Consider the following 26,371-nt stretch of genomic DNA (forward strand, 5'->3'; position numbering starts at 1 on the left):
AAATATACACAATAGTTACGAATCTCAAAGCAGTTCAATTATTTTTTTCGCTTTTTCATAATCTTTTTCACGAGAAGATTTACATTACGCTCTCAGCCACTTTTTCATTTTTGGAAGGGTAATGTTGTTGGTTTCGGAATCTGTGAGTCCCATCCACTGTAATAAAGGTAGTCCCAGATAATTGCCTTGTTTAAACTGTGTGATCAACCATTGGCTATCACCTTTATAGCCATCTGCGTGAAAAACAGCCTCTACAGGAATTCCAATATGTGTTGCTGCAGCGTATGACCAAAAAAGTACTGCAAATTCTTCGCCTTCTTTCTGTGGGTCATCCAAGGTTACGTTATCATGTAAAGAGGACCTTTTATCTGCTTCTGTAACGGCAATGTGTCCGGCTTCGTGTAATACGTCTCCTGGGTATTTTAGTTGTTCTAGATCTAGGTGAAGCGCTCCGTTTTTAATAAGAATTCCTGGTAAAAATGTAGATTGGGTTATTTTGGATAGATAAACAGGAATTTGAATCTCTTCAATAAATTGAAGTATCTTAATGAGTATTTCATTATTAAGTTGAACGTTTGCTTCCATGATCAAGTTTCCTTTTGGAGATTGGTTATTAATTGATTGGCAGTGGGTGTATTCATTTTTTGTAATTCTTCGATCATCTTAGCTTTTGTATCCGGATCATAATTGTGCTCTTTTTTTATAGCAAAATCGTATCCTGCTTTTTTAAAGAGGGTATCCGTCCATTCATTTCGTACACAATCTAGTACAAGATGAACTCTATCCGTATTGCCATGATTCTCAACACTATGTGGTAGGGTAAAATCACCATACCAGCACTCCCCGGGCAACATCTCAACTTTATGATCCCCGATTGTAAAATCTACCAGGTCATTGGTGGTGATCGGAATATGAATTCTGAATTCCTTGTCCTCATAACTTAGATTGTGATCTGTATGGGTTTTTATCAAACTTCCTGCGGAGAGATTAAGAAGCCGTATCGATAGTTTCGGACATTTAAAACCTTCAATAATTTCTTTGAAATATAAACATTTGGTCAATAGTTCGGTATCCTTGTAGTTATTGGAACTACTTGCAGTTGCAAAAACCTCCTCAGGATTTCCAGAACTGGATCGTAATGCAATAGAAGTCCAGGTACCCGAATAATCTTGTTGGTTGTAGTGATCAGTAAAATCGTATTTTTTACAATGATCTAAGTCCTTCAACAGTTGTGAGGTTGAAAAGAATAATGGAAGTTTAATAACATCGTTATGCATAAGTATACTGCTGATAAGGCTTCAATTTACCTCATTTTTACTACTTTTAAGCAAAAATTAATTCAAAAAACATGCAAGATCTTACATCCTACATACAGGAGCATAAAGAACGATTTATAAACGAATTAACGGAGTTATTAAAAATTCCATCCATTAGTGCCGACCCTGCGTATAAAAAAGATGTCATTAAAACAGCTGAAGCAGTTAAAGAACAATTAAAAAAAGCAGGCTGCGATACGGTAGAGATATGTGAGACACTTGGGTATCCTATAGTATTTGGTCAAAAAATAATAGACCCTGCATTACCCACTATTTTGGTATATGGACATTATGATGTACAGCCGCCAGATCCATTAGATTTGTGGAATAGCCCTCCATTTGAGCCCGTAATCAAAAAAACAGACACACACCCAGAAGGAGCCATTTATGCAAGAGGCGCCTGTGATGATAAAGGTCAGATGTACATGCATGTCAAGGCACTAGAATACATGACATCTACCAATCAACTTCCTTGTAATGTAAAATTTATGATTGAGGGAGAAGAAGAAGTAGGTAGTGAAAGTTTAAGCGGTTTTGTAGCTCAAAATCGAGAAAAACTAGCTAATGATGTGATTTTAATAAGTGATACCGGGATGATCGCTAAGGATGTACCTTCTATCACTACAGGTCTAAGAGGTTTGAGCTATGTAGAAGTTGAGGTTACTGGTCCAAACCGGGATTTGCATAGTGGCTTATACGGTGGTGCAGTGGCCAATCCAGTAAATATTTTGGCAAAAATGATCGCGTCACTTCACGATGAAAATAATCATATTACCATTCCAGGGTTTTATGATAAGGTTGAAGAACTATCAGATCAAGAACGCGCTGCTATGGCAGAGGCACCTTTCTCATTAGAAGCCTATAAGAAAGCCTTAGCCATTGATGCCGTGTACGGCGAAACAGGATATACAACAAATGAAAGAAACTCTATAAGACCAACGCTAGATGTTAATGGAATTTGGGGAGGATATATAGGTGAAGGTGCGAAAACAGTTATAGCTAGTAAAGCTTTTGCCAAGATATCGATGCGTTTGGTCCCCAATCAAGATTGGAGAGAAATAACAGCATTGTTTCAAAAACATTTTGAAAGTATTGCGCCTGATGCCGTAAAAGTGAAGGTAAAACCTCACCACGGCGGTCAGGGATATGTTACACCAATCGATAGTACGGGGTATCAGGCGGCAAGTAAAGCGTATGAAGAAAGTTTTGGTAAAAAACCGATTCCGCAACGTAGTGGAGGAAGTATTCCTATCGTTTCTTTGTTTGAAAAAGAATTGAAAAGTAAAACCATTTTGATGGGCTTTGGATTAGATAGTGATGCCATTCATTCTCCTAATGAACATTTTGGAATATGGAACTATCTGAAAGGAATAGAAACAATACCCTTGTTTTACAAACATTTTACAGTGTTGAAAAAAAATGAGTAAAGTATGGTATGAATATTGAAGCGTAAAGAAGTAATACTAATAATAACTAAATTAAATCCATGTTTTTCAAAGTAAACGAACTTATGGTTTTCACATTCATTACAATGTTTTTTTACGCTTCAATACCATCCACTTTAAATGCTCAAGTCATCGCTGCTCCTTCTATAAAGACAAAAGCAGAAAAATTAGACCTTTCAGATTTTCAAGGGAGTCCATATTTAAAGGAGGAATACCAACAAGCAATGATCTACGATGCAATAACTGGACAGAACAGAAATGCATTTATACGATATAACGTTCTGGATGATGTTTTTGAGATAAAAAGTTCTAAAACAGCAAATGTGGTTGAGGAGTTAAAAAAAAGCTATGAAATTCACGTGGAATTTGATAATCGAAAGTTTTATTATAGAAATTATACAGACGAGGGAGAAAAAGCAGTAACTGGTTATTTGGAGCAGCTTGGTACTTCAGAAAATAATGATTTTTATATTAAATATGCCAAAGAACTCAGAATGCCTCAGAAAGCTCAAACTTCCTTAGAGCAAGATCGACCTGGTAAAATAAGAGATCAGAGCTATTATCTTACAGGAACGGGTAACGCTATCAAGCCTTCGGATATTGATAAGCGGAATATTCTTAATTTTTTTCCAAAAGCGCAAAAAGCAAAATTAAAAGAGTATATTAAGGAGCAGCGACTTAAGTTTAGAGATGCTGAGGATATTAAGAAATTGGTAGTATATTTTAATAGCTTATAATCGACTTGAAGACCAAATGATACAAAAACCTTTCTGATTTCAGAAAGGTTTTTTTGTTCCTAATTTGTTTTATAAAATTTTTATTCTACATTTGTAGAGTTAATTCTAAAAAAGTAGAGCAATGCAGCTATCAAATTCAGAAGAACAATTGATGAAGTACCTGTGGAAGTTAGAAAAAGCTTTTATGAAGGATCTTTTAGATGCTTATCCTGAGCCAAAACCTGCAACTACTACAGTAGCTACGTTACTCAAAAGAATTAAGGATAAAGGTTTTGTAGATTATAAACTCTATGGTAAATCAAGAGAATATTATCCCGTTGTTAAGAAAACCGATTATTTTTCGAAGCACGTCAATACACTGATTAAAAACTTTTTTAATAATTCAGCTTCACAATTTGCCTCTTTTTTTACCGCAGAGACTAATTTATCCACGGAAGAATTAGAGGAGCTACGAACTATCGTTAATAAACAAATAGAAAAGCAAAGCAAATGATTGCCTATATTATCAAATCATTATTGTGTTTACTGGTACTATGGAGTTTTTATCGTTTAGTACTGGAAAAGGAAAAATTTCATACCATAAAAAGATTTTACCTCATTTTTAGTTTGGTTTTTTCTTTAGTAATTCCAATGATAACCTTCAGTTATACCGAAGAAGTACGGTACGATCCTTCAGAACTGCTAATGGAGGGTGATGAATTAATTACATATACTGTAGTACCCAAAAAAAGCTCAGAAACCGACTTTACGTTGTATCTAAGTCTACTTATAGCGTATCTTCTTGGAGTTGTAGTTTTTGCCATTCGATTTGGTCGCAACTTGTATAGTTTATTTAAAACTGTAGCAACAAATGAAAAAAAGAAAGATGTCATACATACCAATGTATTACTTAACAAAACCATAATACCATACTCTTTTCTTACATACATTTTCTTACCAAAAAATGATTTTGAATCTGGAGCGATTCCCGAAGAAATAATGCTTCACGAAAAAGCCCATGTCGTACAAAAACATAGCTGGGACATTTTAGCAATCGAGTTGATCCAGGTCTTTTTTTGGTTCAATCCGTTGTTCATCCTTTTCAAAAAAGCAATACAGTTGAATCATGAGTTTTTAGCCGATCAAAGTGTAGTAAAAAAGAATTTTTCGATAAAAAACTATTTACATATGCTGGTAGAATATCCAGTCAGTCCTAATCAGGCTGCGCTATCCAGCCCAATCAATTATTCATTAACCAAAAAACGAATTTTTATGATGACAAAGCAATTTTCCAAAACAAGAGCGGTAACCCGTTTACTGCTCTTAGTACCCGTATTAGCCCTGTGTATGTTCTTTTTTAATAATGAAATACGTGCTGAAGAAAAAAACACCTGGGAACCAACAACAACCTTAGCGGTAGAACAAGATAATAACCTGAAAATTAAAATTGAAGGATCTTCTGTTCAGGTTAACGGACAAACTACTTCATTAAATAACTTTGCTAAGACCATTGATCAAATCACTTCGACTTGGAGTCCTGCTGAGATAGCAGGTGCTAACGTAACGATTAAAATAAACAATGCAGACGAAGAATTGCTTAATAAATTAAACAAGGAGTATCGTACATCTAAATTTTACCAGGCGAATCCAGAGCGACATGAGTTAATTCCGCCACCGCCGCCATCTCCTGTAGTAACTGCCAATAACAAAAATACAACGCGTATACCACCACCGCCACCAGCAAAAAAGGCAGGGGAACCAAGGATGCCACCTCCACCGCCAAAACCTGTAGCACCGAAAGCAGGAAAGCAGGATATCAAGGAGATGGAGCGTACAATAGCAGAAGCTAGAGAAGTAGCGTTTAGGGCAGAAAGAGAGGCAATGATAGCTATGAACTCTTCTGAGCAGGCACGTGAAAAAGCGATGTTACGAGCTGAGAAAGCAATGCGAAAAGCTGAAGAGGCCAGAAGAAGAGCAGAGATTAGAATGCAAGAGGCTGAAGTTCGAAGAATAGAAACTACGGTAAGAAGACAACAACATCTAGAGAATCAAAGTGTAGAAGTAGAACGTATTCGTCAGCTAGCAAGAGAAGAAGCTGAAAAAGCCAGAGTAATAGCTAGGGAATACGCCGAGGTAGCAAGAGAACAGGCCATGGAAGCTAGAGAAGTAGCAAGAGAACATGCTATGATAGCAAGGGAGGAAGCTTTGATAATGGCAAAAGAAGCCAGAGAGCGTGCCATGGTAGAAGCTATGAGAGCAAGAGAAAGTGCATTAAGAGAAACAAGAGCTGTCAGAAAGGAATATAACATGGATCGAGAGGATTTGTTAAAAGCACAAGAAAAAGCTCTTAAAAAGCAACTGAAAACGGTTAAAAAACAACTTAAAAAAGAAAAGAAGGCAAATAAAAATTAGCTGCATAGATTTAATTAAAAGTTAAACTCCCTTCACGGGAGTTTTTTTATGCAACATTTTGTTCATTATCAGCGTTGTATAGGTGTATTCAATCAAAAAACCTCCTAGATTATGTTAAAACGATTTTTTATGATCTGCTCGGGAGCAGATATGACAATTTTAAAAGATTGCTCCAATGGAGAGCAGAATAAATATGCCGGTATTGGCGCAACCGTTTTTTTTACAGCAGTTATGGCTTTTGTAGCTGCATCTTATGCCTTGTATACTGTTTTTGACAATTATTATACCTCAGTATTTTTTGGACTGCTTTGGGGATTATTGATTTTTAATCTTGATCGCTTTATCGTATCCACGATTAAGAAAAAAGATAGTTTTATCGATGAGCTGTTGCAGGCGTCTCCTCGAATCATTTTAGCGATTATCATTGCAGTAGTAATTGCTAAACCGCTTGAATTAAAAATTTTCGAAAAGGAAATCGATCGTGTACTGCTCGAACAGAAAAATGAATTGACGCTAGCTAATAAAGAACAAATTGCAACACAATTCACCCCTCAAATATCTGCAATCGATGCTGAAATCAATACGTTGAAAGCCGAAGTAAGTGCAAAAGAAGCAGAAGTCAATGCTTTATATGCTACCTATATAGCCGAAGCTGAAGGAAGAGCAGGTACTAAACTGTTAGGAAAAGGTCCGGTGTATAAAGAAAAACGCGAAAAACACGATGCGGCCTTAGCTGATTTAGTGACGCTTAAAAATAGTACTCAAGAAAAGATTACTCTTTTGGAATCAAAAAAGCAAGAGCTGGCATTGGCCTACGATAGTAAAGTTGAAAATTCACAACCCATCATTGACAATTTTGATGGATTGATGGCAAGAATCAATGCCCTCAATGAATTACCCTGGTTGCCAAGTTTTTTTATATTCTTATTGTTTTTAGCTATTGAAACCTCTCCTATTTTTGCAAAATTACTTTCACCCAAAGGAGAGTATGATTATAAGTTGTCCGATAAAGAAGGGGAAATAAAAACTTGGGTAGCACAAAAACAAGCACAAAGAAAAACGGTATTGAATACCGATAATACGATTAATGATCGAGTGTATACTGATCTATCCGAAGAGGAAGAACTTTATGCCTATAAAAAGAAAATTGCCAGGGAGCTATTGAAAAAGCAACAAGATGCTTTTTATAAGCGGCAAACCGAATTTTTGTAATAAATACTATTAAAAAGTTCTGTTGGGATTAAAAACATCGATTGCTATCGATGTTTTTTTATTTGTGATGATTTCGGACACTAATTTTCCTGTAGAGGCACCCATAGTCCAACCTAGCATGGCGTGTCCGGTAGCTACCGTTGCATTTGTATAAGTTGATACTCGCCCAATATAAGGTAAACCATCTGGCGTTACAGGTCGTAACCCACAAGCAGCATCAGATTTTTCTTGTTCACTTATTTCTATTTCAGGATAGTATTTCTTAGCAGCGCTGGCGATCGCATTTACTCTTACAGGGTTTATGGAGTGATTTATCCCAGCGATCTCCATAGTACCTGCAAACCGGGTAAATCCAGTCATAGGGGTTACCGCCACTTTTGACTCAACCAAAATAGCAGGTAAGGAAATCCCCGTATCTCTTTGTAGGTTGATACGATATCCTTTTCCGGGTTCAAGAAGTAGTCGAACACCTATTTTTTTACATAATGTTTTTGTCCATGCGCCAGAGGTAAATATAAACTCATCTGCTGTGTAGCGCTTGTTTTCGCTCAAAACAGCAGTAATACTTTTATGAGTAGTTGCGACCTCATTAATTTTTTCGTTTTTAATGATGGTTACGCCTACTTTTAACAAATAGCTTTTAAGCTCTTCCATAAAAGAGTGAGGAGTACTATGCCAGTCACATAAAAAGTGAACCGCTCCTAAAGCTTCAATTTTTGTATTTGGTTCTAATCTTTCTAGTTCTTCAGCAGCTATGATTTTGACATCTAACCCTTCTTTCCTGGCAATTGCTGCAACCCTAAACTCCTCCTCAAGTGCTTTTTCTGTTTGGCATAACATCAACAACCCTTTTTTATCAAGATGTGCATTAAAGTTTTCCTCGGTTATAATCTGATCGTACAAATCTCTGCCTAAAGAGGCAATTGCTTTGATAGCAGGAATAGCTTTATCCACATTTTTGGTAGAACAGGATTTATTAAATGCCCAGACCCATTGTAAAAAATCAGGTCTTAGACTAGGTTTAATGAATAAAGGACTTGAGGGATTAAACATCCATTGTATCCCTTTGGCCATTACACCAGGAGCGGCAAGTGGTATAATATGACTGGGTGATAAATATCCGGCATTGACATAAGAAGCGCCAAAGTCCATTGAAGATTGATCGATTACAGTGACTTCATGACCTTCTTTATGTAGATAATAGGCCGAACATAAACCGATGATGCCACCTCCAATAATGTTTATCTTTTTTTTCATATCAAATTACTTGAAATCCAAAAGCGTAGGGGTCGTTTTCTTCATCAATACTAATGGTATTATAGCCATAAATCTTTGCCCATCCCTGGATGCTAGGAACTATAGCTTTGGTATCGGCTATAGCAGTCACTTCTTCTATCCTTCCAATAAATGTACTACCTATATAGCTTTCATGGATATATTCTTCATCTTTTTTTAGCATACCCTTAGCAAATAATTGCGCCATACGCGCAGAAGTTCCGGTTCCACAAGGAGAGCGATCGATTGCTTTGTTGCCGTAAAAGACAGCATTTCTACCGGAGGAAAGAGGATTAATAGGAGAGCCTGTCCATAACAGATGCGTTACGTTTTTTATGGTTTTATTTTCGGGATGTACAAAGTAGCCTGGGTACTTCTGATTAATACGGTCTCTTAGCACTTGTGAATATTGAATAATTTTACCTGCTGTAAAATCTTGGATACCGCTAAAGTTTTTTTGAGGATCTATAATGGCATAGAAATTTCCTCCATACGCCACATCAAAGATGAGTTCGCCTAATTCAGGGCAAACAATTCGTAATTCTTCTGCAGCGAGATACGAGGTTACATTTTTTAGCTTTACCCATTCCACTTTACCATTGCGCTGTTGGTACTCTACTGCTATCAATCCTGCTGGAGCTTCCATTTTTAATTTTCCTGGAATTTTAGGAACAATAAGTTGTTCTTCAATTGCTATGGTTATAGCACCAATAGCACCGTGTCCGCACATCGGTAGACATCCTGAGGTTTCAATAAAAAGAATTGAAAAATCGTTTTCTGGATTGTGCGATGGATACAAAAAATTTCCACTCATCATATCATGCCCCCGAGGTTCAAACATTAAGCCTGTTCGAATCCAATCGTATTCTTTGATAAAGTGTTGTCTTTTTTCGCTCATAGAATTACCGATGAGCAAAGGGTGACCGGTTGTTACCACTCGTACAGGGTTACCACAGGTGTGGGCATCAATACATTTAAAAATCTGTTTTGGCATTATTAGATCGCAGTATTGGTTAATGCACCGTTTACCCTACGGTACAGTTGTAATGGGTTCTTATTTTTTAAGGCATCGGGTAACAATGCATCAGGCCAATTTTGATAAGAGAGCGGGCGTACCCACCTATAAATCGCAGCGGTACCTACAGAGGTAAATCTGCTATCTGTAGTAGCAGGATAGGGACCACCATGTGTCATCGCAGGACAAACTTCTACTCCTGTAGGAGCCCCGTTAAAAATCAGTCTACCTACCTTCTGTGATAAGGAATCAATGAGTTGTGGGTAATGGCTTATATCGTCTTTGTCGGCCATTACGGTGCCGGTAAGTTGCCCTTCTAAACTATTTATTACCTGTAATGCTTCAGCTATGTTTTTGCACCGAACTAATAACGAAAGCGGGCCAAAGACTTCTTGATGTAATTGAGGGTTGTTGATAAAATCGCTGCCGCTTACTGTCGTTAGTGACGGCAAACCATAATTTGCTGTAAGCTCTAGATTCGATGTGGTAAGCTGTTGTACCCCCGACTGCGCTATGAGTGTTGATTTATTATTTTCATAAGATTGTTGTATGCTAGGGTGTAGCATACAGGATGGGGATATTGCATTTAGCTGATCGGTTAATAGAGCGATGAATTGATCTAATGCTTTACTTTGCAAACCAATTAAAAGACCAGGGTTTGTGCAAAATTGGCCTGCCCCTAAGGTTATGGATTGCGCATAGGTTGTGGCCAGCTCTTTACTGTTGTTTTGTAAGGCTTCACGGAGCAGTATTACAGGGTTAACACTGCCCATTTCGGCAAATACAGGTATGGGTTCTTTGCGTTGAGCGGCTAGGTCTAGTAATGCTTTACCAGCTTTAAAGCTTCCGGTAAATCCAACTGCTTTTGTTAAGGGATGACTGACTAACTTTTGTCCCACTTCAATACCTGAACTGTTAAGGTTAGAAAACACTCCATTTGGCATTTGTGTTTTTGCGGCTGCTTTAGCAATGGCAGCGGCAACTAATTCTCCGGTCCCGGCGTGTAGCGGATGTGATTTTACAATTACCGGACATCCAGCGGCTAGTGCAGAAGCGGTATCTCCGCCTGCTGTTGAAAAGGCTAATGGAAAATTACTGGCTCCAAATACCACCACAGGCCCTATCGGGATATTCATCTTTCTGATATCTGGTTTAGGCACTGGCTCACGATCAGGTAAAGCGGTATCTATGGTAGCTTCGATCCATGATCCTTCTCGTAGTAACTCAGCAAAGGCTTTGAGCTGATTAACCGTTCGTCCCCGTTCGCCAATTGCCCTTCCCTCTGGTAGACCAGTCTCGGCAATATAAGTGGAGATGAGTACATCGCCAATCTTTATTATTTCGTCTGCGATGCTATCCAAAAAATCTGCTTTCTGAGCACCGGAAACATTTTTATAGGTTGCATATGCCTCGTCGGCAAGTTGCATCGCTTTTTCTATTTCTTGATCGCTAGCTTCATAAAATAGTGGTTCATTAGCTATCGAAAGGGCAGGATTAAAAGTGCGAAACGTGTTTTTGCTTAATGCACTTAATGTGTTGCCTATTTGGTTTTTACCGGTGATCATATGGTACTTAGATTTTGATAGTTTGGAAGTGTAGGACGATTTTGGAGTGCGGTGGTAATAATTTGCAGTACCTGTTTTCGCTCCTGCCCGGTAAGTGGTAATCGTGGAGCTCTTACATATTCCGTTCCTATACCGGTTGCTACTTCTGCGAGTTTAATGTTTTGTACTAATTTACTATTTATATCCAACTCCAGCAATGGTAAAAACCATCTGTAGATATTAATGGCCTCTTTGATTTTCCCTGCTTTCTGAAGCTCATAAATGGCTACGGTCTCTGCCGGAAAAGCGTCTACCAATCCGGCAACCCAGCCATCAGCTCCCATAAGAAGACTCTCAAGGGCTAGAGTATCAACCCCGCACAAAATTTTTAACCGATCGGCAAACCTGTTTTTTATTCGGGTAACGTTGGAGATATCTCGTGTAGATTCTTTGACCGCCTGTATATTTGGTTGTGAGAGTAGTTCTTCAAACATATCCAATGTCACTTCAACTTTATAATCTACCGGATTGTTATATACCATTATAGGAAGTGCCGTGCTTTTAGCGACTTCCGTAAAATACGTTATCGTTTCATAATCATCAGCTTTGTAGCGCATAGGCGGTAACATCATTAATCCTGAGGCTCCGTTTTTTTCTGCTACTGCTGCAGCCTTTACCGCTGCTTTGGTGGTTTGTTCTGCAATGTTGATAATTACCGGAACATCACCTGCTACCATGTCAACAGTCTCTTTTAATAGTATCTGTTTTTCTTCATCGGTTAATGTACTAGCTTCTCCGAGTGTTCCACCCATAATAATACCGTGCACGCCTGCTTCAAGCTGTGCGCGTATATTGGTTTTAAACATTGCTAAATCTAAAGTGTCCTTAGCGGTAAATTTTGTAGTTACCGCAGGCATTACTCCTTGCCAGTTTACCATAACTTGTAGTTTAAGTTGGGTTAAAAATGATTGTATGTTGCTTTTTGATTGCTAGAATCAGTGTTGTATACGTAGGTTAAAGATAGTTGTGCACAGTTAAGCAATCCGTATGAAAATTACCCAAAACTGATACTATATTACCTAATATTGTATATATTAGTGTTAAAAGTGTTAGTATCAATGTAGTTATGAAACCGTTACCCTTTAAAATTCCTAAGACCAGCGACGCTACTCTTATTGTACAGGAGGATAGAGGAGCTATTTTATACGATCATTATCATCAGCACGAGGAGCTTCAGATTTCTTTGATCGTCCAAGGAGAAGGGAAACTAGTGGTGCGCGATTCTTTTTCGGAGTATCGTCCAGGAGATTTATTGGTTTTTGGGAGTAAGGTTCCGCATTTATTTAAAAGTACGTTTACGGGTAAGGAAACCTACATGATTTCATTATTCTTTACAGAAGATTCGTTTGGTAGGGCGTTTTTTGACCTGCCCGAGTTCAGTAAGCTGAAGTCATTTTTTGAAAATACCAGTTATGGTTTTAAAGTCTTATCTCAGCCTAAAGGATTGCATCAATTATTTTTGACGCTAGTCCATTCAAAACAAAAATTACATCGCTTTATCCTATTTCTGCAAGTGCTAGAGTGTATTATTGATATTCCTGTACAAAAACTTTCGCAGCAACCATTACAAAAGAAATATAGAGAAGGAGAAGGGCAGCGTATGGCAAAAGTATTTCAACGTATGATAGAAGATTTTAACGAAGATATTTCCTTGTCAGAAATTGCTAGGATGGCCAATATGACGCCCAATGCCTTTTGTAGGTATTTTAAACAACGAACCAACAAAACATTTTTCCAATTCTTAACCGAAATACGAATAACTAATGTAACACGGTTGTTAGAAAAAAATAGGGAGCTGTCTATTGCAGAAGCTGCATATCAAAGTGGATTTAAAAACTTATCCAATTTTAATAGAAAATTCAAAGCAATCAAGCAAATAACTCCTTCGGCCTATAAAAAAACCTTAAATGATCCCCATCTTTTTTAATAAGAAGGAAGCATTCATATTTTGACAAATACCTTCTTTAAAGGTGTAATCAAAGAATAGCTCGTCGTCGATAATCTGAGCATCAAAATATCGATTCTGTACTTGTGGTAGTTCTTTAGCAGTTTCGCATAGGCTAAGATCGTGGGTGGCAATTATCCCTGTAGCCTTGGCACCCACCAGTCGTTCAACGAATTTTTTAGAGCCCGAAGCTTTATCTTTGCTATTTGTACCTTTTAAAATCTCGTCTAAAATGATAAAGTATTCATCTTCCTGAAGTTTGTCAACAATTTTTTTAAGCTGACTCAATTCGGCAAAGAAGTAGGAGGCATCATCACTTAGTGAGTCCGAGGTACGCATACTCGTTACGAGTTTGATAGGTCTATAGTTGCAAGAAGTGGCACAAACTGGCAGTCCCACATTACTCATTACAATCTGCAAACCAACGGTTCTTAAAAAGGTACTTTTGCCTGCCATATTAGCACCAGTGATGATAAAAAACTGTTCGTTTTGTATGGTAATATCATTATCTACTCGCTTCTCCGGGTGTAATAAGGGGTGACCCAATTGTACGGCTGCAATGGTAGTTGCACCCGATGTGATGTTAGGAAACCTAAAAGTGGGATGGTTAAATGCAAAATTTCCGAAGGAGTTATAGGCATCAAAAAAAGCGATCACCTCAAACCAATCTCTAACCTTATGATTATGTGAAGCAATCCAACCTTCCACACGACTACTTTGCCATAAATCCCAAAGTACTAAACCATTTGCCAATGCTCCAAATAGCATGTTATTACGCTGATCAAATGCTCCTAGTATTCGAGCGAATTTTTTAAGTACGGTAGAAGCTTTTTCTTTTTGGTCGATCACTTGTTGCTGCTTTGCTCTTAAAAGCTCAGATGTGAAGGTTTCTTTCTCTATAAGAGCGACAAGTTTATAATATTGCTCAAAAGTATTTTGAACTTGGTTGGCGTCCTGATAAAGCGAATTGATTTTTTTAATAAAAACTCCAGTGATTCCTAAACCTAAAAAGAACCAGTATAGTAGTATCGAAAAAGGGATCACTTCAAAGAACAATAGTGAGATTAAGGTCAGTGATATGACTGAAAATACTTTGGGCAATTTTGCTACTGCAGAGGAAACAAAGGGTTTGAATTTGTCAAACCAGTTTTGAATGTCTGCTACCGGAACATCAACGGCTACCAGTCGCGCAATAGCAGAGAAGTCTTGCCGCCAAGATACTTTTTTTGCCAGCTCTTTAACAGCCTGTTGCTTTTGGGCGATGTGTTCAATATCATTGGCACACAATAGTTGGGCAAGATATTTTCTACCCGCCAGAGTGACTGTTCTATTGAGGTATTGAAAAAATGATTTCGGTCCAAAAAGATCAATATCCAGGCTATACTCGTGGGTAGGATCAATAAAGCGGGATCCTGGGGTTAGTTTAGACAGCTCTCCGGATTGCACATCGATCTCTAATTGATTGATATTTATGAGCTCTTGTAGCTTATCTTTTTGATGCGAAAGATTTGCGTGTCTCGTTACCAAGAATAAAAATAGTACGATACCTATCGCTGCTGTGCCTATAATGAGCTGTGTATTGGGGTAACCAACATACACGCAGGCTACAATACTTACAAATAAAAGCACTCTAATTGTACTAGAGGCTGCCAACCTTTTTTTAACCCGGCTGAGGGCGGCTTGTTTTTCTTCTAGTTGGGTATGGTAATATGCTATGGGTTCTTTCATTATGGTTATTATCTAAAAATGCTAAAAATGGAGTCAATAAATCCTCCACCTCCTGAGGAGGTCGTTTTTTCTCTGGTTTGCAACCAGATGCGTCCTTGACCAGAAATTTCGAACAAGAATCCTTCTCCGCTAGTCACAAACTCTTTGATTCCTTTAGAAACGGTCTTTACCGATAACGAATCATCGTAAGCTATTAGTGCCTCTTCATCCACTATAATTGGTGTGTTGGTATCTAATTGTTTTTCTATAATTCTACCGTAACCAGTTAAAAATAAAGTTCCTGTGCCTGTGGCTCTTAGTTTTACCCCATCATTTAGGGTGGTTTTTAAATCTTGTTTCGCTAATTGCAAATTAATAGAACCACATCGCGCAAAATGTGCATTAGGTTCAATTAACAAGGTATCCGTATCTTTTAGTTCGATCTCAAACAGTTCGGCATTGGTCGCTGGAGCTAAAATCAATTCTACATCGGTCACCGCAGTATAGGCATTATAGGTAAGACTTTTACCTCCAAAAATTTTTGCCAACCAGTGATTTACTGATTTTGCCTCGATTTTGGTTTCTAGGGTATACGATCCTTCGGCATAGAGTAATCCTCCTCGTTCTGTAATTACCTGTTCGCCTTTTTGTAGGTTGATGGTAAGATAGGAATTAGGATATGCTAAAACAGCTGTTTTCATGTACTATAAATTTTCTAGCGCTTCTTTGTCTTTTTTTGGTAAACCGCTTACGACCAAATCATAAGAGTGGTTGATGAGTTCGTATAACCTATTAGTAGCTAAATTGCCAGAAAAGTTAATCGTATTCCAGTGTTTTTTATTCATATGATATCCCGGTTGTACTTCAGGGTGATGTTCTCGGAGTGTAATAGCCCGCTCGGGATCACATTTTAGATTGACACTAAAGGGAATCCTATCTAACCCGGTTAGTGCAAACATTTTGCCCATGACTTTAAAGACCAAAGTAGTTTGATCGAAGGGAAAAGACTCAGTAACGCCCTTTTTAGCCAAACAGTAATTTCTGAATTCTTCAATATTCACGATTACGCTTTTAATGCTTTGTCCGATTCTTCTTCTTGTATTTTTAGGGCGGTATAGTCCAATTTCCAGCCGATCGAAGCAGCCAAGGATTCCATGAGAGATATGGCTTGTAAGGCTTCTTTTCGAGCGGCTTCCATAAGACCGCTTTGCGGTACTTTATCTCTTATAAACTGTTTGGCTTCTTTGTTGATTTCGGTTAAATCTACCGACGTAAAAGGATTGAGCCACCCCTCTTTCATATCATAAAATTTAAAATCCGTTTCGATAGTCAGTAGGGTAGGTTGCGGAAAATGCGAAAGTACGATGCGTTTATTTTTGGTATCGCTATTCATTTTTATTTGCGACAGGTCAAAACCTACGTGAGCTTTGGCATCGATAAGAATCAGGGCTTTTTTTCTACCGATCAGCAGGTTAAAAAACTTGTCTTTTACGCTTTGGTAATGATAAATTTCTGCAAAATCCCCTTCTACCGTAACGAGTTTGCATACGCTACGGATTTTTTCCATCAAAAGGACGGATTGTGATTGTGCTTTTTCCTTTCTTTTGGAAGCATTGAATCGGGATAGAATAAAATACGATATAACGGCACCTGCCAATAATCCTATAAAAAGTAATTCCATAGGGTAAAGATAAATGAAGCTTTTTTAATATCCTATTGCTGGTTTGTTGGATTAAATAGGTTACCTCCAAAAATTGAATTAGTCGTTGCAAGCGTTTAATTTGTTATTTTAGTGACAGAGCTATTCTTGTCTTCAAGTTAGGAGAAATTACAATTGAATGGTTTTTGTATTAAAGGGAAAAAGTTACAGGTTCAATTTTGAAATTAAAATGGTAAACAAACAGCTTATTTGGGTTATCGGGCTTTGCCTGTCTTTTGTAGTGCAGGCACAGGATACTACGTATTATGATTATGAAAAACGGGTACTTCCTAATAAAGAAAATGCCGAATATTATCGTATCCTAACAAAAGAGGATAGTATCTGGAAAGTGGAACGTTTTTACAGTGCCACCCATCATTTAGAAATGCAAGGTTATTATACGGACCCTAAAAAGGCCACTCGCGAGGATACTTTTACTTGGTATTTTGAAAATGGTAATAAAAAGGAAGAAACCACCTATCACCACAATGTTGAAAAAGGGACAGCCAGAGCTTATTATAAAAACGGAAATCTTAAATGGGAAAAATTAATTAGACCAGTAACTTCCTCTAGAATGCTACAAGCCTGGACACCAGAGGGTGAAGCGGTTTTGACTAAGGGTAATGGCACATTTCGCTATTATGATAGCACAAAAGAACGTTTTATAACTACTACCTATAAAGATTCCATAGGTATAGATAGCTATGTTACGGACGAATCAGGTAAGATACTAGATACCTTACCAAAAATTACCGAGGCCGCGCCAAAAGGTGGTAAAATGGCATTGGCGAAATACCTGAGCAGCAACTTGAGGTATCCGGATATTTCAAGAAAAATGGGCGTTGAAGGTACAGTATATGTTGCTTTTAAGACCCTCAAAGATGGTAGTATAAGTAATGTTTGGGTGATCAAAGGTTTAGATCCGGCGTGTAATGCAGAGGCCATCCGTATCGTACAACAGATGCCGGTATGGGAGCCTGCAACCTTTTTAAGTGAACCTTTAGAAACCAAGCAACTGTTGCCGATAGTTTTTAAGTTGAAGTAATTGGAGTTAGTGGGATAGTAAGACTTCTTTATAGTAAGTTTATTGTTATTGCTGCGAAGTCACAGACATTCGCAGAGCACACTTCGCTTAACGGGCACTGGAAAGGATTGACTTCGTCGAATCTTCGATTTCCAGCGCTAGCGGAGGAGCTGGTTTAAGATAGTTCGATTTCTAATTCTTGATTAACTATCCGCCTTATAAGATTCTCGTCAATATTATCTTCTTTTACCTTTTCTATAAAAATATTAGGTAAGTTAATTGCGTGATCACTTATGTAATGTTTAAGCCATTCCGGCCAAACCCAATTACCATCAGTATAATAATTAATAGACCCTGCAATTTTTCCGCAAAATTCACATTGCCTTTTGCTTGAAACTGTAGAAACTTTACCTCCTTTATCAAGGTAATTAATTATCTGGTCAAGGTTGTAATTTTGTCTTTCAATTAAACTTGATTTTACCAATTCATCATCAGTTAAAATGTAATTTAAGATATTATTTAATTTATGCACCTTCATAAGAAAATATTATTTGCATTATTTAGGAGTAAAACCTTTTCCCAGTTGGTAGGACTTATAATCAAAATTCTAATTTTTTTAGCACCATAATTAAACAAGTAAAAGACAGTATGCTATATATTATGGCAATCGAGCGATTTAACTTATTCGATTTCTGGCAATTCTTATCTAGTTCTAAAATCTTATCATCTTTCACTAGGCCAAAAACTATAAATAAAGGAGTAACCATTGCAATCAGTATTATAGTGATCAAATCAAATTTAACATCAAAATACTTATTTAAAAAATAATAAAGAGTAAACAAATTCATTGCAATCTCTGAGCTTAAAATTAACTTGGTAGAAAATAGCGTATTAGATTTTATTAAAGAAAAGTTATCGTTAATAAGAAATTTTTCGTGAATGATTTTGTGTAACATTGTATTTATTTTTACAATAGTATCTAATCTGTAAAATAGAGGTTTTTTGCACTTGTTAAATTTAAGTATATGCCTTACTGTTTTATCGTAGTAGTAAGTTTCTTCTATTATGTACTAAATATTGTTAAACAATTCTAAGTTGTTCCACCTCTTTTGCTACCCTGCTATTTTGCAGACTTTGCGAAGCGGGTAATTACCTTCTGCGATTTTCCAAGGTATTTTCTATGATTAAATAGCAATAGCCATTAAGAAATTTATAAGCAAACTTGTACTCTCTTGAAGTTTCACAATCAGTGAATTGATCCATCTTTGCGTTATAATGACCTACAAAATCTGGATTAAGATTGTAAACTGGTTGCCACCAATTTACTTCAGATAAATTAAAAGGGAAACTGTTTGCCTTCATGTTTTCATAACGACAGCCTTTAAAAGTATTACAATTAGGCACATACTTAGGACTATTTATTAACTTGTAATACTCATCTTTCGTCATTTCTGCTTTGTAAATAATTAATAGTGGGGTTACATAGTCATTAGACTCAAAAAATTTGTTTTGAAAGTTATAATCTTTGTAATTTTCAAAAACTTTACTGAGAATTTTATTTGGTCTATTGTTACAACTCAATAGAAAAATCAGCATAATAAATAATAAAATTCCTCTCATATTAAAATCTAGATTTCATGCTTTCTAGCTAATTATAGTTTTAACTAAACTTCAACTGTGTAGAGTACAGGCTTACTGGGTGAGGCATCATTCTCAAAAGAAGCGATTTGTAGGTTGAGGACATACGTACCATCGGAGATACGATCCGCTACGAAGATCATCTCGGTTATCGTAGCTCCTTTTCTTGGGTTGGTAGGGTAATCCCAAAAAGCTTTATGAGCCAGTAACTTGCCTCCGTCTTTTTCTTTATCTACAGAGGGTAGATCAATAAGTAAATGTTGGATACCTTGTTCTCTGATGAACAAAGCAGCATCTTCAGTTAGATAAGGCCAGTTGGTATTCGAATACTGTTGATTACACTTCGCATCTGTATTGGGTAAGGTTCGTAGTAGTAATGCCTCAGGATTGGTATGCAACTGCTCTTCAATTTGTTGTTTGGTGATGACCTGATCTTCCCCAATAGCTATCGGTGTAATCGTAATGAGTTCAGCGATAAAAAAGAATTGGGTCAATGATTGATGGATACTGTAAAATTCTTTGGTGATATGGCCCACACATTCTGTATGCGTGCCGTGTCCGTGTGGGTTAAATAGGATGTTGTTAAAATTGGTAGAGGCACCTTCTTTAACCTTACCCACCCAATCTCCAAAGCGAACGGGTTCAATTTTGGGTTCGGGAATGTACCATGCATTCACATTCTCTTTCGAGGCACGTATGGGTATCGAAATATCTAACGGTTTAGACAAGTCTAGGGTGTAGGTTTTATTGTGGTGTGTAAGTTTTGTAATCATAGCGCTCTGACTATTCCAAATTTAATAAGAAAAGGTCACTTGCAATTCCATCGCTTAAAAATTTCCCTTTTTTAGAGGTAAATAGCTGTTCATTATCCAGATAGAGTAGATGTTCTTGTAAGTGTTTTTCGGCCTGTTTTAACAGATAGGTTTTATAAGTAGGGCCAAATTCCTCTACTATTTTTTGTAGCGATACCCCCCACATAGTGCGTAGCCCTGTCATTACATACTCATTGTATCGATCTCTTTTGCTTAGGGTTTCGATCTCAGCGGGTAGTTGGTTTGCTTGTAAGGCTTTGATGTATTGGATGTTATTGGCAATATTCCAACTCCGTTGGACCCCATTGTAGGAATGAGCGGAGGGACCAATACCGAGATACGACTTGCCAAGCCAATAAGCCGTATTGTTTTTGCTGTAGTAACTTGGTTTTCCAAAATTGGAAAGCTCGTAATGATCAAAATTCGCGGAGGCTAACATATCAATTAAAATTTGAAAATGCTGCTGGGCAAGCTCATCTTTTACCGGAGGGATAATCCCTTTTTGAATTAGTTTAGGTAAGGCGGTATTTGGCTCTACGGTTAGCGCATAACTCGATATATGCGGAATGTCATAGGATAAGGCTATACCGATATTAGCATTCCAATCAGCACTGGATAATTCTGGGATGCCATAGATCAAATCTATAGAAATGTTTTCAAATAAGGCGCGAGCTTCTGACAGACATCGGTGGGCTTCTTCGCTGTTATGCGCGCGATTCATAAGTCGAAGATCTTGATCTCTAAAAGACTGAATACCGATGCTTAACCGATTTACCGGACTAGCATTTAGTTCTTTTAGGTAGGCCGAAGTAAGATCGTCGGGGTTTGCCTCTAAGGTAATCTCTGGAGCTGCAACCACAGCGTACTTTTGGTAAACAGTATCAATGATTTTTTGGAGTTCTGCATAGGTGAGTAGGCTAGGGGTGCCACCACCAAAATAGATGGTTTCGATGGGTGTGATTGCCTCGTCTTTTCGCAACATTAATTCCTGTAGCAAGGCATCGATAAGTGCTTCTTTATGCTTTAAAGAAGTTGTAAAATGAAAGTCACAATAATGACAAGCTTGTTTACAAAAGGGGATATGGATATAAATTCCGCTGATGACGTTACAAATTAGGTTTTACGTTTTTAATTTTTTAAAAGCACTACTTTTTTACTCTACCTTCATTTTGCTTTACAAAAGCAGCCCAGCCTGTATAGCTTTTACCAACGATATCTTTTTTTCCTAGATTATAAAAATGGCATACCGCAGCGGCAAGTCCATCTGTAGAATCTAGATTTTTAGGAAGCTTTTTTAACTTCAGCAGGCTCTGCAGCATTTTGGCGACCTGTTCCTTACTGGCATTACCGTTGCCGGTAATGGCCATTTTTATCTTTTTTGGCGAATATTCTGTCACCGGCACTTCTCTACTTAAGCCAGCCGCCATTGCTACTCCTTGGGCTCGCCCTAGCTTTAACATAGACTGCACGTTTTTGCCAAAGAAAGGTGCTTCTATCGCAATCTCGTCTGGGTGATAGGTGTCAATCAGTTCAACGGTTCTTTCAAAAATTAACTTTAGCTTCAGATAATGATCATCATATTTACTAAGCTGTAGTTCATTGAGCTGCAAAAAGCGCATCGTATTGCCTACAACTTTGATTAATCCAAATCCCATAATGGTGGTTCCTGGATCTATGCCTAATATGATTTTTTCTGAACTCAAGGGTAAAATGATCTAGTTTAGGGTACAAAGCTAAGCAATAATTAATCAACGCTGCTCAATAGAAATGATTATGGGTAATCGATATTGTGTTGAAACTTCAGTACCTCTTGTATGTGCTGGTTTTACCGGAGGTAAAGTTTTAATACTCTCGCCAAGTAAAGTAGCAAAATTAGGGATCTGTTGTTGTATGCTTGCAGGCACCTTCATTTCTTTAATTAGCACCTCTGCTTCTTTAGTGATTAATATAGGCACCCAAACAGTATCATTGATAGATTCAGTAACTGCTAGATTTTGAGATTCAAGATAGGATTTGATGTGATTAGTTATGGTACGTTGAAAGCAACGTTCTAAAGCAGCTTCGGTTGTGGTGCTGCAATTTTCAAATAGAGGCGGTTCTTCTACCTCGTTAGTTGCAATTTTTTGCCATTCCTCGTCTAGGATTTGTTGCTTTTTCTCTTTTTTGGGTATCAAATTACACGACAGCAAGGTCAACGTACATAGTATAGCTAAAAAGTAACTCCATTTCATAGCGTACAAATATAGCGCTATTACCAGACAAATTTTAGTCGAATTATAATCTTAATTGTTTTCTAATCTTTATCTTCAACTTTTAGGATATACAGATCATCAGTGTATTTATTGTTGAAATCAGAATACAACATTTTCTTAGCCTCATCTAATGTTTCGAATTTATCGAGATAAGTATAATAATAGCCATCGTGCGGATTTGTAAATGACTTAGGTTTGAGTCCTTTATTTTGTATCATTTCCATTCCCTTTTTAAGATAAAGCTCTCTCTTATATACACCTGTTACAAGATAATAACCGGGCTCTGGATTAGTGTATTTCTTATAATCAATATATTGTTTTAAAATATTATCATCTGTTATTGATGATTTAGTTCGCGTTTCATTTTTTTTCCCTTCAACTTGAAAAACAATTGGTAAGGAGTATAGTACTTTAACTTTTTGCCCTTGATGTTCACCCGGTATTACTGGTGGGATAGATTGTATAACTCTTTTTGCTTCTTCTTCTAATTTTGGATGGGATGCACGCGCTTCCACGCTTGTTAAAAACCCGGTAGTATCTATGGCAAATTTCACATAAATTCTATTGACCCCTGTTTGCGCATAAGGAGTTACTTTTTTTACATCAAAGTATCGAACTACATATTTTTTGATTTCAGTCGCGAAACACGATTTTCTTTGCGAATTTTCTTCTATATTTTCACAAGCTTTGGTTGCAGGTACTTTATCAATTAAGGCAAAAGGCATTTCATTCTTTGGCGTAATCAAAATATGACGTATTTCTCTTGCATTACCATTGATCTTTTCTAACAATATAATGTGATAGCCAAAACTGGTTTGGAATGGATCGGAAATTTGCCCTTCAGATAGGCGAAAAGCAACATCAAGAAAAGCTTCTTCAAAGGGAGCGTCTTTTGTAACCTTATAGTAACCACCATTTGATTTTGAACCTGGGTCTTCTGAATATAATATTGCTTTTTCTGCAAAGCTATCTCCTTGTTCTACTTCTAGTTTAATTTTTAGTAATTTATTTACAGCTTCCTTTTTAAAGATATTAATCGTGTCCTGTACAGTTTTTTGAGTAATTATTGATTCGTTTAGCTTGTTAGAATTGGGAACTTCTTCTGTTTCAAAAACGTTTTCAGTACTTGTGGTAGTAGCTGGCAGGGTATTGTCTTCTTTGAAATTTTCTGCGAAATCTCTTTTATCAGCAAAAGAACTTAAAACGACCATTACTACAATTAAAGGAACGAGGCTTATAAATTTATATTTAGCCATGGTCTTTGATTTCTTCTTATTCAGCATAGAGATGCGCTTTTTAAGAATAGAGTGATTATAAAATTGATTGATGAAAGGAATGTCTTCAGTGTTGAAAATTGAATTTAGTAACCCTTGATAATATTCCTTTTTACCTAACATTTTTATGCTATTGGCATCTGCAATATACTCGTGTAAGGTGCTAATCCTAATTTGATATAGGTATGTAAGTGGATTAAACCAAAAAATAATTTTTAAAGTTTCAAACCACAATAAATCAATAGAGTGCTTTTGCTGTAGATGTACTAATTCGTGAGTAATTATTTGATTTTTAGAAGATTGGGGTATGGCATCTCCAAGATAAATACTGTTCCAAAAAGAAAAAGCATCTGTGCTGTTTTTTATATAGTAAATTTTAAACCCTTTGACAGTAGCATTGGTAGCGTCCTTTCTTAGTTTATAGAGGCTGTAATTTTTCAACCCAAACCTGAAAAGTGTGAATACAAAACCAATTAGGTAAGCAACTAACCACCAATTTATATGTTGCCATACGGATAAATTGGAACTAGTAGTAATAATTTCGGTAGCTGCAGTTCCTCCTTTTGTTCCAATAAAAACTTCAGGTAACCTAACTAAATACTCATTAGGAATCGTCTTATTTATTGTTTTGATTTTTATAAAAGGGAGTATAAAGGAAATTATAGAAGTGATTAGCAAATAAAACCTGCCCAACGAAAAAAAGGTATCCTTTTTATGAAAAATATCATAAACGGCTAAAAACATGGACTGAAATAAAATGACGTATATGAGATATTGTAACATAGTTAAGATTTTAAATTTTGTTAGGCAGGTTTCTTTTTTAAATTATAAAATTGATTGGCAATGAGTATTGTACATTTACTTTTTTGCCGTCTTTTTCACCTGGTACCATAGCCGGTATCGATTGTATAACTCGTACGGCTTCTTGCTGAAGTTCCTCTGATGGAGCTCTAGCTACAACATCTTTAATATTACCGGTTTTGTCTATTATGAACCGAACAAAAATCTTGTTTGTACCCTTTTCTGCAAATTCTGACACTGATTTAATATCAAAATTTTCCGTTACGTGTTCCGTAATCGATTTTGCAGTACATTGCTTTATCTCGTTATTGTCAGATAACAGCTCGCAATTCTGAAATACCGGATATTTGTCCAGTTGCATAAATGGCACCTTATCTAAGGAAACAGTCTCTAGTTCTTCTTCATTTTTTACCTGTGTACTGGCTGAATCATCTTCTTTTTGAGAACAGGAAGTAATTAACAATCCTGCAAAGATTAAAGCAGAAGTAATTTTTAATACGTTTTTAAATAACATAACTATTCGATTTTTGATTAATGAATTATTTATCGTTGTCCATGTCTTTTAATAAGGTCTCGATATCTTCAATATCAAGATCATTTTTCTTTACAAAGAATGAAACCATATTTTTAAAGGAGCCATTGAAGTAATTGTTCACTAACTTGTTTAAGGATTGATTGCTATACTCTTCTTTTTTTATAATGGGATAGTAGATATAGCCTTTACCTTCTTTTCTGTGTGAAACAAAGTTTTTATTTTCTAAGATTCTTACGATTGTCGATATGGTGTTATATGCTGGCTTTGGTTTAGGCATTTGCTCAATAATAGCGGCTACATTACCCTCGTTTAGTTCCCAGAGTAATTGCATTACTTCTTCTTCGGCTTTAGTTAATTGTTTCATGCTTTATTCAACTAATTTTTTAGTTCTATAAAGCAAATATAACTAAATTTTTAGTTTAAACTAATTTTTTAGTTAAAAAAAGAGAAAACTAGATTTGTAAGTAGTTAAGTAATTAGTTAGAAGTTGGCGGTGGCTGTATGGTCATACTCGGTCGCATCAACCATAAAAGAGATTAACACCGTAAAGTCATTAGTGTTCTCATCGCTTGCGGTACTTTTTTGTTCAGGTAGTAATACAAATCCATCATATTGTTCTAGAACTCGAATTGCTTCTTGCTCTAATTCTGGAGCTGTACCTTTAACCTGAATGTTAGTGATTCTCCCTAGATGATCGATGCTAACTCTGGTGTAGACTCTATTTTCTCCAAGTTGTGCGTAGGTTGCTATGCGGTTTACATCAAAGTTAGTATTGGCATAGGCGTTGAGTTCTTTATTTATACAGTTTTTACGTACTCGTTGGTTTGTGGAACTTTTACATTTTTCGGTTGTTAAAATATTTTGAGAGTGGGCTACACTGCAGAATAAAAACAGGGCGATCAGAATAAGATTTTTCATTTTAAGGGGTAGTTTTGCGTAATAGTCGTTATTTTGAGGTGCCAAAATTAATGTCTTGCCTAGTGAATGGTATTAAGCTAGGTTTAACTGTTAGGAGTTAAAATTATTTAAAGTTTAATTTTAAGTGTAATTAAAGCGTGGATATAGTTTTAATTGTAGTCGGATTTCTTTTTTGTCTTTTAGGTATCGTAGGTAGTTTTTTACCTATTCTACCCGGGCCATTGACCGCATGGATTGGTTTTTTAGTATTACACCTTACCAAGGCAGTTCCTATGAATTGGACGTTTTTAGGTATTACTTTGGCGGTTGCAATTATCGTATGGGTACTTGATTATGTGGTGCCTGCTATGGGTACTAAAAGATTCGGAGGTACAAAATATGGAGCTATTGGAGCAACCCTAGGTTTGATTGTAGGTATAATAGCTCCGATCCCATTAGGAATCATAATAGGTCCTTTTGTCGGTGCTTTTATAGGAGAAATGCTTAAAGTGCCGGACTCAGGTAAAGCTTTGAAGGCTGCATTTGGTTCATTCTTAGGATTTTTAGCAGGTACTTTTATTAAGTTTATAGTGTCTTTAGCGTTTTTGGTATTATATATTATGGAAGTCAGTAGCCACTGGGATCGGCTGTTTTGAGAAACAAAATACTACTTATAGTAAGTACTTCGGAAACCCACGTTCCTCATTTATATTAGCTGATCAGCTTTTCATAAAAAGTTCGATTTCGTCGTTTTTTTAGGTAATAGTTTTCTTTTGATAACCTCACTTTTGG

28 protein-coding genes are annotated in these 26,371 nt (G+C 36.7%); 8 read left to right on the plus strand and 20 right to left on the minus strand.

Annotated elements, in window-relative coordinates; all coding sequences use genetic code 11:
- Positions 1-84: 84 nt before the first annotated feature.
- Positions 85-585, minus strand: a complete 501-nt coding sequence (locus tag EV197_RS04485) for a hypothetical protein (RefSeq protein ID WP_130285533.1) — start codon at positions 583-585, stop codon at positions 85-87.
- 2 nt (positions 586-587) lie between these two features.
- Positions 588-1,277, minus strand: a complete 690-nt coding sequence (locus tag EV197_RS04490; RefSeq protein ID WP_130285534.1) for an aspartyl/asparaginyl beta-hydroxylase domain-containing protein — start codon at positions 1,275-1,277, stop codon at positions 588-590.
- A 71-nt stretch (positions 1,278-1,348) separates the two neighbouring features.
- On the opposite strand from EV197_RS04490, the gene EV197_RS04495 reads away from it, so the two are divergent.
- The 5 genes from EV197_RS04495 to EV197_RS04515 all read left to right on the plus strand — a co-directional run bounded on the left by EV197_RS04495 (position 1,349) and on the right by EV197_RS04515 (position 7,101).
- Positions 1,349-2,743, plus strand: coding sequence for a dipeptidase (locus EV197_RS04495; protein WP_130285535.1), 1,395 nt, complete (start codon positions 1,349-1,351; stop codon positions 2,741-2,743).
- A gap of 59 nt (positions 2,744-2,802) precedes the next feature.
- A complete protein-coding gene (locus tag EV197_RS04500; RefSeq protein ID WP_165389000.1) occupies positions 2,803-3,498 on the plus strand; it encodes a hypothetical protein in 696 nt (231 codons plus the stop codon).
- A gap of 121 nt (positions 3,499-3,619) precedes the next feature.
- Complete coding sequence (locus EV197_RS04505) at positions 3,620-3,991, plus strand: BlaI/MecI/CopY family transcriptional regulator (protein WP_130285537.1); 372 nt, start codon at positions 3,620-3,622, stop codon at positions 3,989-3,991.
- Positions 3,988-5,889, plus strand: a complete 1,902-nt coding sequence (locus EV197_RS04510) for a M56 family metallopeptidase (protein WP_130285538.1) — start codon at positions 3,988-3,990, stop codon at positions 5,887-5,889. The genes EV197_RS04505 and EV197_RS04510 overlap by 4 nt, the downstream gene beginning before the upstream one ends.
- 111 nt (positions 5,890-6,000) lie before the next feature.
- The gene (locus EV197_RS04515; RefSeq protein ID WP_130285539.1) at positions 6,001-7,101 is read left to right on the plus strand and encodes a DUF4407 domain-containing protein; all 1,101 of its coding nucleotides are present in this window, start codon (positions 6,001-6,003) and stop codon (positions 7,099-7,101) included.
- A 9-nt stretch (positions 7,102-7,110) separates the two neighbouring features.
- Here the strand turns inward: EV197_RS04515 and EV197_RS04520 are convergent, their stop codons facing one another.
- Genes EV197_RS04520 through EV197_RS04535 form a run of 4 tightly spaced genes read right to left on the minus strand, consistent with a single transcriptional unit; the run spans position 7,111 to position 11,873 of the window.
- Complete coding sequence (locus EV197_RS04520) at positions 7,111-8,358, minus strand: NAD(P)/FAD-dependent oxidoreductase (RefSeq protein WP_130285540.1); 1,248 nt, start codon at positions 8,356-8,358, stop codon at positions 7,111-7,113.
- Between the two features lies 1 nt (position 8,359).
- Positions 8,360-9,370, minus strand: coding sequence for a 4-hydroxyproline epimerase (locus tag EV197_RS04525; RefSeq protein ID WP_130285541.1), 1,011 nt, complete (start codon positions 9,368-9,370; stop codon positions 8,360-8,362).
- Positions 9,371-9,372: 2 nt separating this feature from the next.
- Complete coding sequence (locus EV197_RS04530; protein WP_130285542.1) at positions 9,373-10,956, minus strand: aldehyde dehydrogenase (NADP(+)); 1,584 nt, start codon at positions 10,954-10,956, stop codon at positions 9,373-9,375.
- The gene (locus EV197_RS04535) at positions 10,953-11,873 is read right to left on the minus strand and encodes a dihydrodipicolinate synthase family protein (RefSeq protein WP_130285543.1); all 921 of its coding nucleotides are present in this window, start codon (positions 11,871-11,873) and stop codon (positions 10,953-10,955) included. Before EV197_RS04535 ends, EV197_RS04530 begins: the two co-directional genes overlap by 4 nt.
- Positions 11,874-12,061: 188 nt before the next feature.
- Between EV197_RS04535 and EV197_RS04540 the strand changes: the two genes are divergently transcribed.
- Positions 12,062-12,922 carry an AraC family transcriptional regulator gene (locus EV197_RS04540; RefSeq protein WP_130285544.1) on the plus strand — a complete coding sequence of 287 codons (861 nt, stop codon included), beginning with the start codon at positions 12,062-12,064 and terminating at the stop codon, positions 12,920-12,922.
- On the opposite strand, the gene EV197_RS04545 is transcribed toward EV197_RS04540, so the two are convergent.
- From EV197_RS04545 to EV197_RS04560, 4 genes are read right to left on the minus strand one after another with little or no spacing between them, the layout of a single operon-like run.
- Positions 12,899-14,668, minus strand: a complete 1,770-nt coding sequence (locus EV197_RS04545) for a MutS-related protein (protein WP_130285545.1) — start codon at positions 14,666-14,668, stop codon at positions 12,899-12,901. The genes EV197_RS04540 and EV197_RS04545 overlap by 24 nt on opposite strands.
- Positions 14,669-14,676: 8 nt before the next feature.
- Positions 14,677-15,348, minus strand: coding sequence for a TIGR00266 family protein (locus tag EV197_RS04550; protein ID WP_130285546.1), 672 nt, complete (start codon positions 15,346-15,348; stop codon positions 14,677-14,679).
- Positions 15,349-15,351: 3 nt separating this feature from the next.
- Positions 15,352-15,708 carry an MmcQ/YjbR family DNA-binding protein gene (locus EV197_RS04555; RefSeq protein ID WP_130285547.1) on the minus strand — a complete coding sequence of 119 codons (357 nt, stop codon included), beginning with the start codon at positions 15,706-15,708 and terminating at the stop codon, positions 15,352-15,354.
- Positions 15,709-15,710: 2 nt separating this feature from the next.
- The gene (locus EV197_RS04560) at positions 15,711-16,328 is read right to left on the minus strand and encodes a DUF4230 domain-containing protein (RefSeq protein WP_130285548.1); all 618 of its coding nucleotides are present in this window, start codon (positions 16,326-16,328) and stop codon (positions 15,711-15,713) included.
- Positions 16,329-16,536: 208 nt separating this feature from the next.
- Between EV197_RS04560 and EV197_RS04565 the strand changes: the two genes are divergently transcribed.
- On the plus strand, positions 16,537-17,391 hold the full coding sequence (locus tag EV197_RS04565; protein WP_165389001.1) for an energy transducer TonB: 855 nt from the start codon (positions 16,537-16,539) through the stop codon (positions 17,389-17,391).
- 154 nt (positions 17,392-17,545) lie between these two features.
- Here EV197_RS04565 and EV197_RS04570 read toward each other — a convergent pair whose 3' ends face one another.
- The 10 genes from EV197_RS04570 to EV197_RS04615 form a co-directional block, all read right to left on the minus strand.
- Positions 17,546-17,908 carry a hypothetical protein gene (locus EV197_RS04570; RefSeq protein ID WP_130285550.1) on the minus strand — a complete coding sequence of 121 codons (363 nt, stop codon included), beginning with the start codon at positions 17,906-17,908 and terminating at the stop codon, positions 17,546-17,548.
- A gap of 611 nt (positions 17,909-18,519) precedes the next feature.
- Positions 18,520-18,990, minus strand: coding sequence for a hypothetical protein (locus tag EV197_RS04575; protein ID WP_130285551.1), 471 nt, complete (start codon positions 18,988-18,990; stop codon positions 18,520-18,522).
- A 44-nt stretch (positions 18,991-19,034) separates the two neighbouring features.
- The gene (locus EV197_RS04580) at positions 19,035-19,781 is read right to left on the minus strand and encodes a cyclase family protein (protein ID WP_130285552.1); all 747 of its coding nucleotides are present in this window, start codon (positions 19,779-19,781) and stop codon (positions 19,035-19,037) included.
- A gap of 10 nt (positions 19,782-19,791) precedes the next feature.
- Positions 19,792-20,922 carry a radical SAM family heme chaperone HemW gene (gene hemW / locus EV197_RS04585; protein ID WP_130285553.1) on the minus strand — a complete coding sequence of 377 codons (1,131 nt, stop codon included), beginning with the start codon at positions 20,920-20,922 and terminating at the stop codon, positions 19,792-19,794.
- Between the two features lie 43 nt (positions 20,923-20,965).
- On the minus strand, positions 20,966-21,523 hold the full coding sequence (gene ruvC, locus EV197_RS04590) for a crossover junction endodeoxyribonuclease RuvC (protein WP_130285554.1): 558 nt from the start codon (positions 21,521-21,523) through the stop codon (positions 20,966-20,968).
- 45 nt (positions 21,524-21,568) lie between these two features.
- Positions 21,569-22,051 carry a hypothetical protein gene (locus tag EV197_RS04595; protein ID WP_130285555.1) on the minus strand — a complete coding sequence of 161 codons (483 nt, stop codon included), beginning with the start codon at positions 22,049-22,051 and terminating at the stop codon, positions 21,569-21,571.
- Positions 22,052-22,113: 62 nt separating this feature from the next.
- Positions 22,114-24,129 (minus strand): peptidylprolyl isomerase, encoded by a 2,016-nt coding sequence (locus EV197_RS04600; RefSeq protein WP_130285556.1) that lies wholly within the window; start codon positions 24,127-24,129, stop codon positions 22,114-22,116.
- Between the two features lie 37 nt (positions 24,130-24,166).
- Positions 24,167-24,661 (minus strand): energy transducer TonB, encoded by a 495-nt coding sequence (locus EV197_RS04605; RefSeq protein ID WP_130285557.1) that lies wholly within the window; start codon positions 24,659-24,661, stop codon positions 24,167-24,169.
- 25 nt (positions 24,662-24,686) lie between these two features.
- Positions 24,687-25,046, minus strand: coding sequence for a BlaI/MecI/CopY family transcriptional regulator (locus tag EV197_RS04610; protein WP_130285558.1), 360 nt, complete (start codon positions 25,044-25,046; stop codon positions 24,687-24,689).
- Between the two features lie 116 nt (positions 25,047-25,162).
- Positions 25,163-25,600, minus strand: coding sequence for an energy transducer TonB (locus tag EV197_RS04615; protein ID WP_130285559.1), 438 nt, complete (start codon positions 25,598-25,600; stop codon positions 25,163-25,165).
- A 137-nt stretch (positions 25,601-25,737) separates the two neighbouring features.
- Here EV197_RS04615 and EV197_RS04620 point away from each other — a divergent pair, with 137 nt between their 5' ends.
- A complete protein-coding gene (locus EV197_RS04620; RefSeq protein ID WP_130285560.1) occupies positions 25,738-26,235 on the plus strand; it encodes a DUF456 domain-containing protein in 498 nt (165 codons plus the stop codon).
- The last annotated feature ends 136 nt before the right edge of the window (positions 26,236-26,371 follow it).

It is taken from the genome of Aquimarina brevivitae, assembly GCF_004216895.1.
Taxonomy (GTDB): Bacteria; Bacteroidota; Bacteroidia; order Flavobacteriales; family Flavobacteriaceae; genus Aquimarina; species Aquimarina brevivitae.

Bases quoted from the DNA above. Each gene is read 5' to 3' on its own strand.
- EV197_RS04520 (WP_130285540.1), bottom strand. From the start codon at position 8,358: ATGAAAAAAAAGATAAACATTATTGGAGGTGGCATCATCGGTTTATGT.
- EV197_RS04530 (WP_130285542.1), bottom strand. From the start codon at position 10,956: ATGATCACCGGTAAAAACCAAATAGGCAACACATTAAGTGCATTAAGC.
- EV197_RS04485 (WP_130285533.1), bottom strand. From the start codon at position 585: ATGGAAGCAAACGTTCAACTTAATAATGAAATACTCATTAAGATACTT.
- EV197_RS04565 (WP_165389001.1), top strand. From the start codon at position 16,537: ATGGTAAACAAACAGCTTATTTGGGTTATCGGGCTTTGCCTGTCTTTT.
- EV197_RS04505 (WP_130285537.1), top strand. From the start codon at position 3,620: ATGCAGCTATCAAATTCAGAAGAACAATTGATGAAGTACCTGTGGAAG.
- EV197_RS04545 (WP_130285545.1), bottom strand. From the start codon at position 14,668: ATGAAAGAACCCATAGCATATTACCATACCCAACTAGAAGAAAAACAA.
- EV197_RS04540 (WP_130285544.1), top strand. From the start codon at position 12,062: ATGAAACCGTTACCCTTTAAAATTCCTAAGACCAGCGACGCTACTCTT.
- EV197_RS04615 (WP_130285559.1), bottom strand. From the start codon at position 25,600: ATGAAAAATCTTATTCTGATCGCCCTGTTTTTATTCTGCAGTGTAGCC.
- EV197_RS04550 (WP_130285546.1), bottom strand. From the start codon at position 15,348: ATGAAAACAGCTGTTTTAGCATATCCTAATTCCTATCTTACCATCAAC.
- EV197_RS04600 (WP_130285556.1), bottom strand. From the start codon at position 24,129: ATGTTACAATATCTCATATACGTCATTTTATTTCAGTCCATGTTTTTA.
- EV197_RS04490 (WP_130285534.1), bottom strand. From the start codon at position 1,277: ATGCATAACGATGTTATTAAACTTCCATTATTCTTTTCAACCTCACAA.
- EV197_RS04495 (WP_130285535.1), top strand. From the start codon at position 1,349: ATGCAAGATCTTACATCCTACATACAGGAGCATAAAGAACGATTTATA.
- EV197_RS04535 (WP_130285543.1), bottom strand. From the start codon at position 11,873: ATGGTAAACTGGCAAGGAGTAATGCCTGCGGTAACTACAAAATTTACC.
- EV197_RS04595 (WP_130285555.1), bottom strand. From the start codon at position 22,051: ATGAAATGGAGTTACTTTTTAGCTATACTATGTACGTTGACCTTGCTG.
- EV197_RS04525 (WP_130285541.1), bottom strand. From the start codon at position 9,370: ATGCCAAAACAGATTTTTAAATGTATTGATGCCCACACCTGTGGTAAC.
- EV197_RS04605 (WP_130285557.1), bottom strand. From the start codon at position 24,661: ATGTTATTTAAAAACGTATTAAAAATTACTTCTGCTTTAATCTTTGCA.
- EV197_RS04580 (WP_130285552.1), bottom strand. From the start codon at position 19,781: ATGATTACAAAACTTACACACCACAATAAAACCTACACCCTAGACTTG.
- EV197_RS04610 (WP_130285558.1), bottom strand. From the start codon at position 25,046: ATGAAACAATTAACTAAAGCCGAAGAAGAAGTAATGCAATTACTCTGG.
- EV197_RS04515 (WP_130285539.1), top strand. From the start codon at position 6,001: ATGTTAAAACGATTTTTTATGATCTGCTCGGGAGCAGATATGACAATT.
- EV197_RS04560 (WP_130285548.1), bottom strand. From the start codon at position 16,328: ATGGAATTACTTTTTATAGGATTATTGGCAGGTGCCGTTATATCGTAT.
- EV197_RS04500 (WP_165389000.1), top strand. From the start codon at position 2,803: ATGTTTTTCAAAGTAAACGAACTTATGGTTTTCACATTCATTACAATG.
- EV197_RS04510 (WP_130285538.1), top strand. From the start codon at position 3,988: ATGATTGCCTATATTATCAAATCATTATTGTGTTTACTGGTACTATGG.
- EV197_RS04570 (WP_130285550.1), bottom strand. From the start codon at position 17,908: ATGAAGGTGCATAAATTAAATAATATCTTAAATTACATTTTAACTGAT.
- EV197_RS04575 (WP_130285551.1), bottom strand. From the start codon at position 18,990: ATGAGAGGAATTTTATTATTTATTATGCTGATTTTTCTATTGAGTTGT.